We start from the raw sequence: 16,374 nt of genomic DNA, 5'->3' as shown, positions 1-16,374 counted from the left end.
AACTGAGGAGAGAACCATGGATCTTGAACTCAACGACGTCCAGCGCGAGCTCGGCTCGACCGTCCGCCGACTGCTGCGCACCAAGTACAACGCCGAGGCCCGCGATGCGCTGCTCGCCTCCGAGCAGGGCTTCAGCCGCGACATGTGGAACCAGTACGCGGAGCTGGGCCTGCTCAGCCTGCCGTTCGCGGAGGAGTACGACGGCGCGGGCATGGGCTTCGCCGAGGTCGCCGTCGTCATGGAGGAGTTCGGCAAGGCACTCGTGCTCGAGCCCTACCTCTCCACCGTCGTGCTGGGCGGCGGCCTCGTCGCCGCCGCTGGCAGCGATGCGCAGAAGAAGGACATCCTCCCGGGCATCGTCTCCGGCGAGAGGCTCCTGGCCTTCGCCGGCTACGAGCCGGCCGGCCGCTACGAGCTCAGCGCCCCGGCCACGAAGGCCGCCGAGTCCGGTGACGGCGCCACCATCACCGGCGAGAAGACCGCCGTGCTGGGCGCCCCGGACGCCGACCTCTTCGTCGTCTCCGCCGCCACCGACTCCGGCGTGGGCCTGTTCCTCGTCGAGGCCGGCGCCGGGGGCGTGACCGTGAGCCCCCGCGTCCAGGCCGACGGCCTGCGCACCGGCAGCGTCCTGTTCGACGGCGCCCAGGCGCAGCGCCTGGGCTCCGGCGATGCGACGGCGGCGATCCAGGCCGTCATCGACACCGCCAACGCGGCCCTGGCCGCCGAGGCCGTGGGCGCCATGGAGGCCTCGCTCATGATGACCGCGGACTACCTGAAGACCCGCGAGCAGTTCGGCGCGCCGATCGGCCGCAACCAGGCGCTCCAGCACCGCGCCGCGGATGCCTACGCCACGCTCGAGGGCGCGAAGAGCATGGCGCTCTACGCCAAGCTCGCGATCACCGGCGCCGAGGGCGACGGGGCGGCCTCCGAGGCCGGCAAGGACCGCCACCGCGACATCCTCGCCGCCAAGCTCGTCATCGACCAGGCCGCGCACGAGATCAGCCAGGAGTCCATCCAGCTCCACGGCGGCATCGGCATGACGATGGAGTACCCGATCGGCCACTACGCCAAGCGGCTGACCGTCATCCCGCGCACGTTCGACGACCAGGACGGCGTCACGCAGGAGCTCGCGGCCCTCGGCGGGCTCATCGAGCCCAGCGCCATGGACGTGTGAGGAACTGAGCGGCGCTCACCCGAGCGCGGTGCGGCAGGGGCCGCGGGGAGCCAACCCCGCGGCCCCTGCCGTGTCTGCGCGGCGGCTGCCGTGTCTGGGCGCCCGCGCCCTGCCCCGCGGAGCCCGCTGCCAGCCGATGCGCGTAGGGTCGCAGCCACACGAACCGACTTCCGAGGAGTACCCCATGACGATGAACCAGCGCTATCTGCTCGCCAAGCGCCCCGAGGGCGCGCCCACCCCGGACGACTTCGCCCTGGACGAGGCACCGGTGCCCACTCCGGGCGAGGGCGAGGCGCTGCTGCGCACCCTCTACCTCTCGCTCGACCCGTACATGCGCGGGCGGATGAGCGATGCGAAGTCCTATGCCAAGCCCGTCGAGCTCGGGCAGGTCATGGTGGGCGCCACCGTCGCCGAGGTGGTGGAGACGAACTCCGACGCGGTCGCCCAGGGCGACATCGTGCTGGCCTACGGCGGCTGGCAGACCTACAGCGTGCAGGCCGCGGATCAGCTGCGCGTCCTCGACCCGGACTACCTGCCCGTCACCACGGCCCTGGGCGTACTGGGCATGCCCGGGTTCACTGCGTACTCGGGCCTCCTGCGCATCGGCGACCCGCAGCCCGGTGAGACCGTCGCCGTGGCCGCTGCCACCGGCCCCGTGGGCTCGGCCGTGGGGCAGATCGCGAAGATCAAGGGCGCGCGCACAATCGGGATCGCCGGCGGTGAGAGGAAGGTCGCCCAGCTGCGCGAGTTCGGCTTCGACGCGGCCCTCGACCACCGCGGCGACGACCTGCGCGGGGCGCTCAAGGCCGCGGCGCCGGACGGCATCGACGTCTACTTCGAGAACGTGGGCGGACCCGTCTGGGAGGCCGTCAAACCGCGTCTGAACACGTACGCCCGCGTGCCCGTCTGCGGCCTCGTCGCCACCTACAACGGAGCCGCCGACCCCAGCCCTGCCGGCTCCGCCGAGCGGCTCATGGGCCTCATCCTCACGAAGAGCCTCACGATCCGCGGCTTCATCCAGACCGAGTTCGTCGCGAGCATGGAGCGCCAGTTCCTCACGGAGATGGGCCAGTGGGTCCACGACGGCAAGGTGACGTACCTCGAGGACATCACGGACGGCTTCGAGCGCACGCCGGAGACGTTCATCGGCATGCTCGAGGGCAGGAACTTCGGCAAGACGATCGTGCGCGTGGCCGACTGAGGCCCGCACAGCACGACGGCGCCGAGCCAGGCTCGGCGCCGTCGTGCATCGCGGGGCGGCTGGGCGGGTGCCTCAGGCTCCCGAGGGGCCCTGGCCGCCCTGGTTCCAGCCCTGGTTCCACCCTTGGTCTCCCGGCTGCTGGCCGTAGCCGGGCTGGGCGCTGCCATACCCGGGCTGGGCGCCGGGGTTCTGGCCGTAGCCGGGCTGCGCGCCCTGGCCGCCATAACCGGGCTGGCCCGTGCCCTGCTGGCCATAGCCGCCCGGCTGCTGCGGGTAGCCACCGGGCTGGGCGCCCTGGCCGTAGCCCGGCTGCGAGCCGTACTGCTGGGCGCCGGGGAAGCCCCCACCGGCGGCGGGTGCGCCGTAGCCACCGGCCGCACCTGGGCCGTAGGCGCCCGGGGCGGCGGCCTGGCCGCGCTTCTTCTTCCGCCCGCGGGCGATCATGAGGATGACGACGAGCGCGATGATCGCGACGAGCACGATGCCGCCGATGAGGAAGAGGATCCACCACGAGAAGCCCGAGGCCTTCGCCGTCGCGCTGAGCTCATCGCCGTCGAACGTCTTGAGGTCCCACGTCGCGGACTTCCCGCTGACGTCCGCACCCGGCGCGCTCTCGACCTTGCCGGGGAAGGAGAGCTTGAGCTTCGCCTCGTCGATCTGGTCCTTCACCGCCCCGCCCATGCTCGCGCCGGCGGACGACGAGGAGCCGACGCCGCCCATGCCGCCGGCCGCTGCCAGGGGGTTCTTCATGTGGAACGTCAGCGCGTTGCCGTTCTTCTGGATCTCCGGCGCGATGCCGCTCGTGCCGATGTCGCTGGGCTGGACGTGGTCCATGGTGACCTCGACCCCCACCGACTGCCCGTCCTCGATGACCTTGCCCTTGAGGCCCTTGACCGTGTCCTTCGCGACCTCCTGGCGCAGCTTCTCGGCGGAGGTGTCCGCCGACTGCCCGTAGGCCTCGATCACCGAGCGGTCGAACAGGATCGTGTACTTGCCGCTCAGCGTGGCATCGGCTTCGACGTCGAGGTCGCCGGTGAACTTCCCGCACCCGGTCAGCACGAGGGCCAGCAGGAGCAGCAGCGCTCCTGCCGCCAGCTTCGTGACCGGCCGGCGCGTGGCTGCGGGGACTGCGGTTGTCATGGGAAGGGCCCTCCTGGTGACGTGCGGCACCGCTGGCGCGGCGCGGAAACGGTCCGTGCTGGGCTCCACGCTATGCCGAAACTCGGCAAAACGACAGTGCCGCCGCCCTCTCAGCCGGAGGCCGCCTGCCCGAACTCCCAGCGGCGCACCCAGGCGTGCATCGCGATCGCGGCCGCCGCGGCCGCGTTCATGGACCGGGTCGAGCCGAACTGCTCGATCGACAGGACGGCGGTGCAGGCGGCATGGGCCTCGGGGCTCAGCCCCGGGCCCTCCTGGCCGAAGAGCAGCACGCACTCGCGCGGGAGTGCGTACGTCTCCAGGGGCACGGAGTCGGGGAAGTTGTCGACGCCGATGAGCGGCAGGCCCCGGGCGCGGCACCAGTCGGCGAGTCCCGCGAGGTCCGCGTGGTGCTCGAGGTGCTGGTAGCGGTCGGTGACCATGGCGCCGCGGCGGTTCCAGCGCCTGCGGCCCACGATGTGCACGCTGCCCGCGTTGAAGGCGTTGGCGGTGCGCACCACGGAGCCGATGTTGAAGTCGTGCTGCCAGTTCTCCACCGCCACGTGGAAACCGTGGCGCCGCGTGTCGAGGTCCGCGACGATCGCCTCGAGGCGCCAGTAGCGGTAGCCGTCCACCACGTTGCGGCGGTCCCCGTGCGCCAGCAGCTGCGGATCGTAGCGCTCATCGTCCGGCCAGGCGCCCTCCCACGGCCCCACGCCCACCGGCGCAGCGTCTTTGGTCCCGGCAGCGGAATCGGGCGCCCCCGCGGCTGCGGAGGCGCCCGATGTCCCGGGTTGCGCTGCGGTCACTCGTCCGCGGCGGCACTGGGCTTCGCGCCCTTCGCGGCCGCCGAGGTGCCGCCCGCACTGGGCTTCGCCTTCGCCTTGGTCTTCGTCTTGGTCTTGGCGTCCGCGTCCTCCGCCGTGGCGCTCTCGTCCTCGGCGGCATCCGCGGGAGCCGCGTCCGCCTTGGCAGCGCCGTTCTTCGCGTCGCCGGCCTTGGCCTTGCGCGCCTTCTTCGCCGTGACGGCCCTGCCCGCCCGGCCCGTACCGCGCAGCAGGTTCGCCCGGTAGGCCGCGGCGGCCGCGGCGAAGACGATGAGCCCGGCGACCAGCGCGATCGCCACGGCGATGAGCGCCTCCCACCACTGCGCCTGGTTCGCGAAGATGCGCAGCGGCATCGCCACGGTGGAGGCGAACGGAATGTAGGAGAGGATGCGCAGCACTTCGGCGGACTTCGCGAAGACCATGGGCACGAGCACTCCGGCCACCGCGAGCACGACGGTCAGCCCGAGGAGGAAGCGCGCCGCGCGCTTGCCGGTCAGCGTGCCGGCCCACAGGAAGAGGGCCAGCGACAGGAAGACCGTGCACAGGTAGAGGCCTGCGAACCAGCCCAGGCCCGGCAGCATCGCCACGGCGAGATCGGTCTCGCCGATGATCGACATCCCCAGCAGCGCAACGCCCGCCGCGATGACGAGGTAGCCCAGGCTGAGCACCGTCAGGCCCCACACGCGCCCCCACGCCGCGGCGCGCGGCGAGATCGTGGCGGCGAGGATCTCGGTGATCCGATTCCTGCGCTCGGTGCGCAGGTTGCCGTACAGGGCGGCGCCCAGCGTGAGGATCGCAGCGAGGGCGAGCCCGCCCATCGCCCAGGCGAGCGGGACGGCCACCTCGGCCTTGACGGCCGGCTGCTCGAGGTAGGTGACGTTCATCTTCGGCTGCAGCTTCTCCATCACCGCCGTGGGCTCGGAGTTGAGCGCGATGAGCGTGGCCTCGCCCTGGCCGGTGGGATCGGAGACGTAGGCGGCGTCCACTCGGTGCTCGCGCACGAGCTTCTGCGCCTCCTCGACCGACTGCACATCCTGGACCTTGATGCCCAGCTGCTGCTCGATCATGGCGGCCTGGTCGCCCGCGCCCACGGTCGCAAGCGTGGTGTCACCGCCCTGCGGGTCGGACTTCTGGCCCACGCCGATGATGAGCCCGGCGATCACGGCCAGGCCGATGACGAGCGCGGTCACGTAGAACAGGGGGCTGCGGGAGACGACGCCCGTCTCCCGGTTCGACACGAGCCAGGCGGCCTGTCGGCCGCTCAGCTCGCGGAACTCGGCGACGAGACCCGTCTTGGGCTCGCGGCCGGCAGCGGGCGCCTCCTCACGCAGCTCGAAGGGCACATCCTCCGAGTACTCGACGATCTCGATCTCCTCGTCATGGGGCCCATCGGCCGCCGCGCGGTCGGCGGCCGCGTCGGCCTGCACACCCGGCTCGTCGACGACGGTGTCGTCGTCGGACCGGCCCGGACCGGCCGCGCCGATGTCCGCGGGATCCTGCGAGCGCTTGGGACGGCCGGGCTTGCGCTGGCTGTCATTCGTGCGGTCGGTCAAGTTACACCCGCTCCTTGAAGAGTTCTGCCAGGTCAGGGCCTGTGGTTTCGAAGCTGAGCACACCGGACTGGCGTGCGATGAGCGCGGCGGCGGCGGCCGCATCGGCCGCCGGGAACGCCACGTGCGCGCCCTCGGCGCGGGCGCTGGGAATCTGCGCGGCGGCCTTCTTGGCCCGCGCGTCCGATTCGAACTCCGCCCGGCACTCCACCCCGCCGCGCTGCAGCTGGGCCAGGGTGCCCGCCTCGGCGATCGTGCCGTGGCTGAGGATCGCGAAGTCGTCCGCGGCGGACTGGGCGAGCTCCCAACGGTCCGTGGTGAAGAGGACCGGCACCCCGGAGTCGGCGTGGTCGCGCAGCAGGTCGAAGACGAGCTCGGCGCTCACGGCGTCGAGGCCGTCGAACGGCTCGTCGAGGACGACGACATCCGGATCGGCGGCGAGCAGCGCGGCGATGTCGACGCGCGCGGCCTCGGTGCCGCTGAGCTGCGAGAGCGGGGCGTAGCCGCGGTCGGAGAGGTCGAGGCGCGCGAGCAGCGTGATCGCGTTGCGCTCGGCGGCGCCCATCGTCATGCCGTGGAGGCGGGCGAAGAACACGATCTGGTCGAGGACCTTCATGTTCGGGTAGCCGCCGCGCTCGGCCGGGAGGTAGCCGAAGTTCTGGCGATCGCCGAAGCCCAGCTCCTCGCCCTCGAGCGAGATCGTGCCCGCGGCGGGCTCGATGAGGCCCATGATGGCGCGGGCCAGCTCGGTCTTGCCGGAGCCGCGGGGGCCCACGACGCCGGTGATGCGGCGCGCGGCGGCGGTCAGCGAGACGTCGTCGAGCCAGGTCTTCGAACCGGACTTCACCGTCAGATGGGAGATGTCGAGCACTGATCGTCCTTCGCGTAGCGGATTGAGCGCGCCTCCCAGTCTGTCGCGCGGGGGGCCGCTGGTCCAATCCCGGCCCGCGCAACCGGCGCACTCTGGGGCGACTCCCAGTCGCCGCGAAACGGCGCGCGGCCGGGCGCCCGCCTCAGTCCAGGCCGAGGTCTGCCGTGGTGAGCGCGGCCAGGTAGGGGATCCCCTCGGCCTCCACGCGCTCCTTGGCGCCGGTGCTGCGGTCCATGACGACGACGACGGCCACCACCTCCGCCCCGGCCTCGCGCAGCGCCTGGACGGCGGTGAGGACGGAGCCGCCGGTCGTCGAGGTGTCCTCGACGGCGACGACCTTGCGCCCGGCGACGTCAGGGCCCTCGACGCGGCGGCCCATGCCGTGCTTCTTGGCCTCCTTGCGCACGACGAAGGCGTCGACGGGGGCGCCGCGCAGCACGGAGCGCTGCATGGCGGCCGTGCCGACGGGATCGGCGCCCATCGTCAGCCCGCCCACGGCCGAGACCTCGGCCAGCAGCCCCGCCTCTTCGAGCACGTCGAGGACGAGGTCGCCCACGAGCGGGGCCGAGCGGTGGTCGAGGGTGATGCGGCGCAGATCCAGGTAGTAGTCGGCCTGCCTGCCGGAGGACAGGGTGACCGCACCACGGACCACGGCGAGTTCGTCGATGAGGGCCAGCAGCGCGGCACGGGTCTGCGCGGGAGATGATGAAGCCATGGGCCAATCCTATGGGGCCCCTGCGGGCAGCGCGCGGGGGAATGGGAAGAGGCCCGAGCGGCGCGAACGCTGCACTCGGGCCTCGCGGCACTCCCCTCGAGTACCTGGACGCATCCCCATACGCCCATTATCCGCCCGATCCCCACCGGACGGATGCCCCTATCCTACGGCCCATCTCAATAATCGGACAAGTCTGCAGCGTCACGTTTCCGTCACGTCCGACGGCCGGACAGGGCTCCCTGCGGCCCGCCAGGGCGGGGATTGCACAGGGCGCCCTTGCCCGTGCGAGCACCGCGGAGCAGCAGGCGCCCCTGCCGCTTATGAGACCGGGGCGGCGCGCGCGGCGCGGTCGAATCCGAAGCCGGCGCTGGCCCAGCGCACGAGCGGCCGGGGCACCAGCGGGGCAACCGCCGCGAGGACCCGGTACTGGGCGCCGGGCACGCAGGTCACGGCCCCGCGGCGCGCGGCGGCCAGCGCCTCGCGCGCCACCTGCTCGGGACGCAGCCACGCGAGCCGCGGGAAGGTGGGCCGCTGCGCGCCCATGGCCGCGTGGAACTGCGTGGCGACGAAGCCCGGCAGCACCGCCGTGGCGGTGACCGGGGTGCCCGCGAGCTCCGCGGCGAGGCTCTCGGTGAAGACGGTGGCGGCCGCCTTGTCCGCCGCGTACTCCCCCATGGTCGTGAGCGCTGCCAGCGAGGTGACGGTGACGATGCCGCCGCGCCCGCGGTCGAGCATCCGCCGGGCCGCATGCCACGAGAGCACCTGCACGGCGCGCAGGAGCACCGTCGACATCGCGGCGAGCTCGGCCACCGGGGTCTCGAGCGCGGAGCTCGCCAGCCCGTAGCCCGCGTTGTTGACGAGCACGTCGATCCGCTCGGCGTCGATGACCTCCGCGACGGCGGCGATGCCCGCCTCGGTCGCCAGGTCGGCGGGCACCGCCGAGGCGCCGATCCCCCAGCGCTCGCGCAGCTGCGCGGCCTGCGCCTCGAGCCGCTGAGCGCCGCGGGCGACGAGCACGAGGTCATAGCCCTCCTGGGCGAGCTGCGCGGAGAATGCGGCGCCGATCCCGCTCGTCGAACCGGTGATGAGCGCGCGCGGGGCCGTCTCGCGCGGCGCGGCCGTGTCCAGGGGCTCTGTGTCCTTGGGGGCTGTGTCCATGGGCCCAGCGTAGGCGCGCGCTCGAGGCGGGCGCGAGGCGCCGTCCGCTAGAGTCGGCAGCGTGCGCATCGCTACCTGGAACGTCAACTCGATCCGAGCCCGAGCCGAGCGCGTGGGGGCCTTCCTCGACCGCTCGGACGTCGACGTGCTCGCCATCCAAGAGCTCAAGGCGAAGGACTCCCAGTTCCCCCGCGAGGTCTTCGACTCGCGCGGCTACGAGGTCGCCTTCCACGGGCTCAACCAGTGGAACGGCGTCGCCATCGCCTCCCGCGTGGGCCTCGCGGACGCCCGGATCGGCTTCGAGGGCATGCCCGGCTGGGGCGAGGACGACGCCGCCGAGGCGCGGGCCATCTCCGCGCTCTGCGCCGGGGTGCGGGTCCACTCGCTCTACGTGCCCAACGGCCGGGAGCTCGACCACCCCCACTACGCCTACAAGCTCGCGTGGCTCGACCGCCTGCGGGAGGCGGTGGCCGCGGAGCTCGCGGCCGATGCCGCTGCCCGGCTGGTGCTGTGCGGGGACTTCAACGTCGCCCCGCGCGACGAGGACGTGTGGGACATGGCGGAGTTCGAGGGCGCCACGCACGTCTCGCAGCCGGAGCGCGACGCATTCCAGGCGCTCCTCGACGCGGGGCTTGCCGAGGTCACCCGCGCGCACACGCCGGGCGCCTACACGTTCTGGGACTACCAGCAGCTGCGCTTCCCCAAGAAGCAGGGCATGCGGATCGACTTCCAGCTCGCCTCGCGGGCGCTGGCCGAGCGGGTCGCCGATGCGCGGATCGATCGCGAGGAGCGCAAGGGCAAGGGCGCCTCCGACCACGCCCCGGTCATCGTCGACTACGCGGACTGACGCCGCCTTCCCCGCGCGCGGGCGCACCCCGTAGGCTCGGGGCATGACCCAGCCTCCCCGCCCCGACGGCCAGCCGCGCTACCCGCAGGGCCCGCCGCCCGCCTCGGCGGCACCGGGCTTTCCGGGACAGGGGCCCGGCCCCGGGCCGCAACCCTCCTACCGCCAGGATCCCTCCTACCGGCAGGATCCCTCTCAGCAGCAGGATCATTCTCAGCAGCAGAGCGGCTTCCAGCAGCAGGGCGGCTACCACCAGGGCTCCTACCCGCAGCAGGGCGGCTATCAGCAGCAGCCCTACGGCGCCTACCCGCCCGGAGGCGCCGCGGGCCTGCCCCCCGCGGGCCCGCGCAGGCGCCGCGGCGGGCTCATCGCCATGCTCGTCATCGCCGGCGTCATCGTCCTGGGCCTCGTCGCCGGCGGCGGCCTCGCCGCGGTGCGCGCCCTGAGCGGCCCGTCCGGTGACGAGCCGCAGGCGGGGACCGGCCCGAGCGCAGGGCAGGGCGGCGACTCCGACGAGGGCGCCTCGGACGCGGGAGGCTCCGGCCGGGCCACCGTGGCGCTCGGCGCGCTCCAGGTGGGCGACTGCATCGCGGAGAAGCCCGGCAGCGTGCAGACGGTGGAGCGCATCGAGTGCACGCAGCCCCACTACGGCCAGGTCTACGGGTCCAAGCCCCTGGCGACGAGCTCCTACCCGGGCTCCTCGGCGCTCAAGCAGGAGGCCACGAGCTTCTGCAGCAAGCAGGCCAAGGGCGCCGTCGACAGTTCCAAGGCCGCCGGGGGCAACTACATCAGCCAGTTCAGCGCCCCGAACGAGGCCGGCTGGCAGAACGCGGAGAGCCGCGCCATCGTCTGCCTCGTCACCCGCGGCGACGGCCAGAAGATCGACGAGAACCTGCTGCCGGCCTCCTGAGCCGGCCCGCACTCAGCGAGCGGCGGGGCGCCGATCTTCCGATCGGCGCCCCGCCGCTCGCTGCGCTGGGCCTGCGCTGGGCGCTCGGCTCAGTCGTCGACGACCTCGGCGTCGACGACCCCGTCATCGCCTTCGTCGGACTGCGCACCCTCCTGGCTGTCCTCCCCGCGCGTGGCGGTCACGCTCAGGCCCACGTCCGTGGCACCGCCGGAGTGGTCGACGAGCACGGTGTCGCCGTCGTGGATCTCCCCGGAGAGGATCTCCTTGGCCAGCCGGTCGCCCACCTCGCGCTGGACGAGGCGGCGAAGCGGGCGCGCGCCGTAGGCGGGATCGTAGCCCTCGATCGCCAGCCACTCGGAGGCGGCCGGGCTGACCCGCAGCGTGATCCGCCGGTCGCTCAGGCGGCTCTGCATGGACTGGATCTGCAGGTCCACGATGTGGGCGAGGTCCTCCGTCGTGAGCGCCTCGAACATGACGATGTCGTCGAGCCGGTTGAGGAACTCCGGCTTGAAGGACTGGTGGACGATGTCCATGACCGCCCGCTCCTTCTCCTCCTTGTCCATGGACGCATCGACCATGAACTGCGAGCCCAGGTTCGAGGTGAGGATGAGGATCGTGTTGCGGAAGTCCACCGTCCGGCCCTGGCCGTCGGTCAGGCGGCCGTCGTCGAGCACCTGGAGGAGGATGTCGAAGATGTCCGGATGGGCCTTCTCCACCTCGTCCAGGAGGATGACGGAGTACGGGCGCCGGCGCACGGCCTCGGTGAGCTGGCCGCCGGTCTCGTAGCCCACGTAGCCGGGGGGCGCCCCCACGAGGCGCGAGACCGAGTGCTTCTCGCCGTACTCGCTCATGTCGATGCGGATGAGCGCGCGCTCGTCGTCGAAGAGGAACTCCGCGAGCGACTTCGCAAGCTCAGTCTTTCCCACGCCGGTGGGGCCCAGGAACAGGAACGAGCCGGTGGGGCGGTCCGGATCGGAGACCCCGGCCCGCGAGCGGCGGATCGCATCGGCCACCGAGTGCACGGCATCGCGCTGGCCGATGAGCCGGCGGCCCAGGAACTCCTCCGCGTAGAGCAGCTTCTCCCGCTCGCCCTGCAGGAGCTTGCCCGCGGGGATGCCCGTCCAGGACGAGACGACCTCGGCGATGTCATCGCCGGTGACCTGGTCGCCCACCATGGGCTTGGCGTCCTTGTCCTTCTCCTTGTCCTCCGGCTGCTCCTCGGCCTCGGCGGCGGCGATCTCACGCTCCACAGCGGGGATCTCGCCGTAGAGCAGGCGCGAGGCCTCCGCGAGATCCGTGTTGCGGCGCGCGGCCTCGGCCTGCGAGCGCAGGTCGTCGAGCTTCTTCTTCAGCTCGCCCACGCGGTTGAGTCCCGCGCGCTGCGATTCCCACTGCGCGTTGAGGCCGGCGAGCTCCTCCTGCTTGTTCGCCAGGTCCTCGCGCAGGTGCGCGAGGCGCTCGCGGGAGGCGTCGTCGGACTCGTTGGCGAGCGCCATCTCCTCCATCTTCAGGCGGTCCACCGAGCGCTGCAGCTCGTCGATCTCCACTGGCGCGGAGTCGATCTCCATGCGCAGGCGCGAGGCGGCCTCGTCGATGAGGTCGATCGCCTTGTCCGGCAGCTGGCGGCCGGTGATGTAGCGGTTGGACAGCGCGGCGGCCGCCACGAGGGCGCCATCGGAGATCGTCACCTTGTGGTGGGCCTCGTAGCGCTCCTTGAGCCCGCGCAGGATCGCGACCGTGTCCTCGACGCTCGGCTCGCCCACGTAGACCTGCTGGAAGCGGCGCTCCAGGGCGGGGTCCTTCTCGATGTTCTCCCGGTACTCGTCGAGCGTCGTGGCGCCCACGAGCCGCAGCTCGCCGCGGGCCAGCATGGGCTTGAGCATGTTGCCCGCGTCCATGGCGGAATCGCCGGTGGCGCCGGCGCCCACGACCGTGTGGATCTCGTCGATGAACGTGATGACCTGGCCGTCGGAGTCCTTGATCTCCTCGAGCACGGCCTTGAGGCGCTCCTCGAACTCGCCGCGGTACTTCGCGCCCGCGACCATCGCGGACATGTCGAGGCTGATGAGCGTCTTGTTGCGCAGCGACTCGGGCACATCGCCCGCGACGATGCGCCGCGCCAGGCCCTCGACGACCGCGGTCTTGCCGACGCCGGGCTCGCCGATGAGCACCGGGTTGTTCTTCGTGCGCCGCGAGAGCACCTGCACGACGCGGCGGATCTCCTTGTCGCGGCCGATCACGGGATCGAGCTTGCCCTCACGGGCCTGCTCCGTGAGGTCGACGCCGAACTTCTCGAGCGACTGGAAGGTGTCCTCCGGGTTCTCGCTCGTGACCTTCTTGCCGCCGCGGACCTCCGGCAGCGCCTGCAGGAGGGCATCGCGGGTGACGCCGGCGGCCTTGAGGATGCGGCCCACCTCGCCGGTGTCGGAGGCCGCGGCGATGAGCAGGTGCTCGGTGGAGAGGTACTGGTCGCCCAGCGCCTCCATCTCCTTCTCCGCGTTATTCACGAGTTCGAGTGCGGAGCGCGAGAGCTGCGGCTGGGACACCGACGAGCCCGAGGCGGCGGGCAGGCCGGCGATGACCCGCTGGGCCTCGTCGACGATGTCCTGGGTCTTGGCGCCCAGCGCCGTGACGAGGGCCGCGGCGATGCTGTCCTTCTGGCTGAGCAGGGCGGCGAGGATGTGGGCGGGCTCCACCTGGGAGTTGCCCCGGGCGACCGCGTCCTTGACGGCCGTCGAGATCGCCTCCTGCGACTTCGAAGTGAGCTTGGCGTCCATGGTGGACTCCTTTCTGACGTGCGAATAAGTCTCTTCTCCGTGTACAACGCGCCAGACTTGAGTCTATTCCGCTCAACTTCTGGACCGGTGCTGCGGAGGCTGCGCGCTCGTGCTGCCCTCAGTCTTGCTCGCGCGCGGCGCCCGCGCCACCCCCCGCGGCCCCCGGCTGCGGCCAGTTCTCCGGCCGCTCGCGCACGAGCGGGAGCATTCCCGTGGGCTGGTCGAGCAGGGCGGTCTGGAGGTCGAGCCGGTGGAGGACCTGATCGGCGGCCGCGGGATCGACCCCGCGCTCGGAGCGGGCCCGCAGCACCTCGGCCCGGGCGGCCTTGAGCGAGAGCGCCTGCATCTGCCTGAAGGCGCCGCGGTACTGCTGCAGCTGCTTGATGGCGCCGGTGCGCTGCCCCTCCTCGTCCTCGCCCGCGAGCCGGCCCTCGAGCTGGTGCATGCGCTTGCGCAGCTCCTCGCGGACCTCCTCGGGAACGTCCGGGGCGTGCTTGAGGGCGCTGAGCGAGGCGCGCCGGGCGCGCGCGGCGATCCGCGCCTCCTGCGCGTGCTCCTTGGCCCCCGTCAGGCCCAGGCGGTTGACGAGCGCGGGGAACGTCAGGCCGGCGGCGAGCAGCGTCGTGGCGAGCACGGCGACGACGACCATGAGGATGGACGTGCGGGCCGGGAAGGGGCTGCCGTCGTCCGTCGTGTACGGCAGGGACAGGGCGAGCGCCAGGGTGGCCAGTCCGCGCATGCCGCCCCACGTCATGACCACCGTGCCCTTGAGGTAGTCCGCGAACGACCGGCCCCGCTGGGCCCGCGGGTCGATGAGGTAGGTGCCGGCGAACAGCCACGCGAACCGCGTGACGAGCATGACGGCGGAGATGACGAGGCCGCCCACGATCGCCTGGACGATGTTCGCGTCCGTGCCCATGAGGGTGATGCGCAGCTCCAGGCCGATGAGGCCGAAGGCGACGCCCGTGATGAGCATCTCCAGCACCTCCCACGTCGCGTTCTGCATGAGCCGCTCCTCGACCTGCTCCGCATCGTCGTGCTGGCGCATCTCCAGCGCCGCGACGACCACGGCGATGACGCCGGAGGCGTTGACGTGCTCGGCCACGAGGTAGACGGCGAACGGGAGGACGAGGTGGGCCATTGAGCGCGCGACGCTGTTCTGCGTGAAGCGCAGGAGGACGCGCAGGCCCAGGGAGAGGACGAGGCCGACGACCACCGCGAGCACCGCGGAGACCACGAAGCTGAGGAGCAGCTGGCCGAAGTCCACCCGGGAGCCCTCCATCGTCGCGGCCACGGCGAACTGGAAGACGACGAGGGCCGCGGCGTCGTTGAACAGGCCCTCGCTCTGGAGCACCTGGAGGATGCGCCGGGGCAGGGAGACGGACCCGGAGACCGCCTCGACGGCCACGGGGTCCGGGGGCGCGACCATGGCGCCCAGCGCGATCGCGGCGGAGAGGGTGATGCCGGGGATGAGCCACAGCGCGGTGGCGGTGACGACGGCGACGGTCGCGCCGACCAGCCCGACCGCGAGGAAGAGGATGGTGCGCCAGCGGCTGCGGAACATCGTCCAGGAGGTGCGCTGGGCGGTGGCGAAGAGCAGCGGGGGCAGAAAGAGGGGGAGGATGAGATCGGGGTCGATCTCGATGACCTCGAGGCCCGGGATGAGGGCCACCGCGGCGCCGAGGAAGACCATGAGCGCCGGCCACGGCAGCCGCAGGCGATCGCCCACGCCCACCACGAGCACCGTGCCCATGCCCAACACGATGAGCAGGATCATCATCTCCACGCCGGGCCTCCTCGGTTCTTCCGCTCCAGTATGGCAAAGGCCGGCCGGCCACGGGCCGGTGTCCGCGGGCGGGCGGCGCCCGGGTGGACTGCCCGCGGGCGGGCGGGCCGGGCGGCGGCGCTAGGGTGGCGCCCGGGTGGACTGCCCGCGGGCGGGCGGGCCGGGCGGCGGCGCTAGGGTGGCGCCATGGCCGGCCGGGGGAAGACGCTGTCGATCGCCGCCGGCTTCGCCGCCGCGATCGGCGTGGGCCGCTTCGTCTACACCCCGCTGCTGCCGCTCATCGGCGCGGACACGGGGCTCGCCCCGGCCGCGGGGGCTGCGATCGCCGCGGCCAACTACCTGGGTTACTTCGCCGGCGCGGCGCTCACCATCGCGGTGCCGCGCACCGGCGACCACCGCGGACTCTTTCGTGCCTCCCTCCTCGCCATCGTGGCCAGCGAGGCGGCCATGGCCCTGGAGCTGGGCGCGGCGAGCGTGCCCGTGTGGTGGCTGCTGCGGTTCGCCGCCGGGCTGGCCAGCGGGATCGTCTTCGTCCACTGCTCCCGGGCGATCGGGTCCAGTGCGCGCCTGGCCCGCGGGTTCGCGGGAGTGGGGGCCGGTATCGCGGCCTCCAGCTGCCTCGTCATCGCCGGCCGCGCGGCCGGGCTGAGCAGCGCGCGGCTGTGGCTCATCGCGGCCGGGCTCACCGCGATCCTCGGGCTCCTCGCGCTCCACCCGGGCCTCGCCGAGCGCGCGGCCGACGCTCCGCCGCGGGCGGCCCCGCGCGGCCCGGCGCCGGCCTCCGCGCCATCGCCCGCGGGCTCTGCTGCCCTGTCCCCCTCCCCCGGGGCGCCCGCCGGGCGCGTGCGCATGTGGCTGCTGGCGGCCTCCTACGGCCTCGAGGGCATGGGCTACATCATCGTCGCGACGTTCCTCGTGGCCGCCGTCCAGGCCTCCGCCGGGCCTGCGGGCGGGGCCGGTGCGGGCCCGGGGCTGAGCCCCGCCCTGCTGCTGGGCAACCTCGTCTGGGTCACGGTGGGGGCGTGCGTCATCGCCTCGACCCCGGTGTGGGAGCGCCTGCGAGCGCGCTTTACCCTCCAGCGGCTGCTCGTCGCCGCCCTGACGGTCCAGCTCGGCTGCGCGCTGCTGCCCGCGCTTGCCCCCGGAGCGGTCGCGGGCTTCGCGGCGGCCGCCGCCCTGGGTGCCACGTTCATGGCGATCGCCCAGCTGTCCCTGGCCCGCGGCCGGCAGCTGGGTGCGCGGAACTCGGCGGCCGTCCTCGTCACGGTCTACGGGCTCGGCCAGATCGCCGGCCCGCTCGTGGTCGCGCCCCTGCTGGGCGCGGGGCCCGCGGGCTACCGCTGGGCGTTCGGCATCGCGGCGGTGACGATCGCCGCGGCCGCCGCACTGGCGTGGGCCGAGGGCCGCAGGCGCTGATGCGCCGC

At 72.8% G+C, this 16,374-nt stretch carries 13 protein-coding genes; 5 read left to right on the top strand and 8 right to left on the bottom strand.

All coding sequences use genetic code 11. The features are described from left to right. Positions 1–16: 16 nt before the first annotated feature. Complete coding sequence (locus BRM1_RS11405) at positions 17–1,174, top strand: acyl-CoA dehydrogenase family protein (RefSeq protein ID WP_268526061.1); 1,158 nt, start codon at positions 17–19, stop codon at positions 1,172–1,174. Positions 1,175–1,358: 184 nt separating this feature from the next. Next, on the top strand, positions 1,359–2,375 hold the full coding sequence (locus tag BRM1_RS11400; RefSeq protein ID WP_268526059.1) for an NADP-dependent oxidoreductase: 1,017 nt from the start codon (positions 1,359–1,361) through the stop codon (positions 2,373–2,375). Positions 2,376–2,447: 72 nt separating this feature from the next. On the opposite strand, the gene BRM1_RS11395 is transcribed toward BRM1_RS11400, so the two are convergent. The 6 genes from BRM1_RS11395 to BRM1_RS11370 form a co-directional block, all read right to left on the bottom strand. Further along, positions 2,448–3,515, bottom strand: coding sequence for an LppM family (lipo)protein (locus tag BRM1_RS11395; protein ID WP_268526057.1), 1,068 nt, complete (start codon positions 3,513–3,515; stop codon positions 2,448–2,450). A 110-nt stretch (positions 3,516–3,625) separates the two neighbouring features. After that, the gene (locus BRM1_RS11390) at positions 3,626–4,321 is read right to left on the bottom strand and encodes a TrmH family RNA methyltransferase (RefSeq protein WP_442864278.1); all 696 of its coding nucleotides are present in this window, start codon (positions 4,319–4,321) and stop codon (positions 3,626–3,628) included. After that, positions 4,318–5,892, bottom strand: a complete 1,575-nt coding sequence (locus BRM1_RS11385) for an ABC transporter permease (protein WP_268526053.1) — start codon at positions 5,890–5,892, stop codon at positions 4,318–4,320. The genes BRM1_RS11390 and BRM1_RS11385 overlap by 4 nt, the downstream gene beginning before the upstream one ends. 1 nt (position 5,893) lies before the next feature. Next, positions 5,894–6,760 (bottom strand): ABC transporter ATP-binding protein, encoded by an 867-nt coding sequence (locus BRM1_RS11380; RefSeq protein WP_268526050.1) that lies wholly within the window; start codon positions 6,758–6,760, stop codon positions 5,894–5,896. A gap of 142 nt (positions 6,761–6,902) precedes the next feature. Next, complete coding sequence (pyrE, locus tag BRM1_RS11375; RefSeq protein WP_160952212.1) at positions 6,903–7,475, bottom strand: orotate phosphoribosyltransferase; 573 nt, start codon at positions 7,473–7,475, stop codon at positions 6,903–6,905. A 318-nt stretch (positions 7,476–7,793) separates the two neighbouring features. Next, on the bottom strand, positions 7,794–8,633 hold the full coding sequence (locus BRM1_RS11370; protein WP_268526048.1) for an SDR family NAD(P)-dependent oxidoreductase: 840 nt from the start codon (positions 8,631–8,633) through the stop codon (positions 7,794–7,796). Between the two features lie 61 nt (positions 8,634–8,694). Between BRM1_RS11370 and BRM1_RS11365 the strand changes: the two genes are divergently transcribed. After that, a complete protein-coding gene (locus BRM1_RS11365) occupies positions 8,695–9,480 on the top strand; it encodes an exodeoxyribonuclease III (RefSeq protein ID WP_160952210.1) in 786 nt (261 codons plus the stop codon). A 43-nt stretch (positions 9,481–9,523) separates the two neighbouring features. Beyond that, positions 9,524–10,387: a septum formation family protein gene (locus BRM1_RS11360; protein WP_268526045.1), complete on the top strand. Its 864-nt coding sequence runs from the start codon at positions 9,524–9,526 to the stop codon at positions 10,385–10,387. 89 nt (positions 10,388–10,476) lie between these two features. On the opposite strand, the gene clpB is transcribed toward BRM1_RS11360, so the two are convergent. Both clpB and BRM1_RS11350 read right to left on the bottom strand, forming a co-directional pair. Further along, positions 10,477–13,164: an ATP-dependent chaperone ClpB gene (gene clpB / locus BRM1_RS11355; RefSeq protein ID WP_268526043.1), complete on the bottom strand. Its 2,688-nt coding sequence runs from the start codon at positions 13,162–13,164 to the stop codon at positions 10,477–10,479. Positions 13,165–13,282: 118 nt separating this feature from the next. Continuing rightward, complete coding sequence (locus BRM1_RS11350; protein ID WP_235936211.1) at positions 13,283–14,944, bottom strand: Na+/H+ antiporter; 1,662 nt, start codon at positions 14,942–14,944, stop codon at positions 13,283–13,285. Positions 14,945–15,136: 192 nt separating this feature from the next. Here BRM1_RS11350 and BRM1_RS11345 point away from each other — a divergent pair, with 192 nt between their 5' ends. Beyond that, the gene (locus tag BRM1_RS11345; RefSeq protein ID WP_268526041.1) at positions 15,137–16,366 is read left to right on the top strand and encodes a YbfB/YjiJ family MFS transporter; all 1,230 of its coding nucleotides are present in this window, start codon (positions 15,137–15,139) and stop codon (positions 16,364–16,366) included. The last annotated feature ends 8 nt before the right edge of the window (positions 16,367–16,374 follow it).

It is taken from the genome of Brevibacterium sp. BRM-1 (assembly GCF_026802075.1).
Lineage (GTDB): Bacteria > Actinomycetota > Actinomycetes > Actinomycetales > Brevibacteriaceae > Brevibacterium > Brevibacterium rongguiense.
The sequence above is the reverse complement of the archived record's forward strand: the minus strand, read 5'-3'. Positions and strand labels throughout refer to the sequence as shown.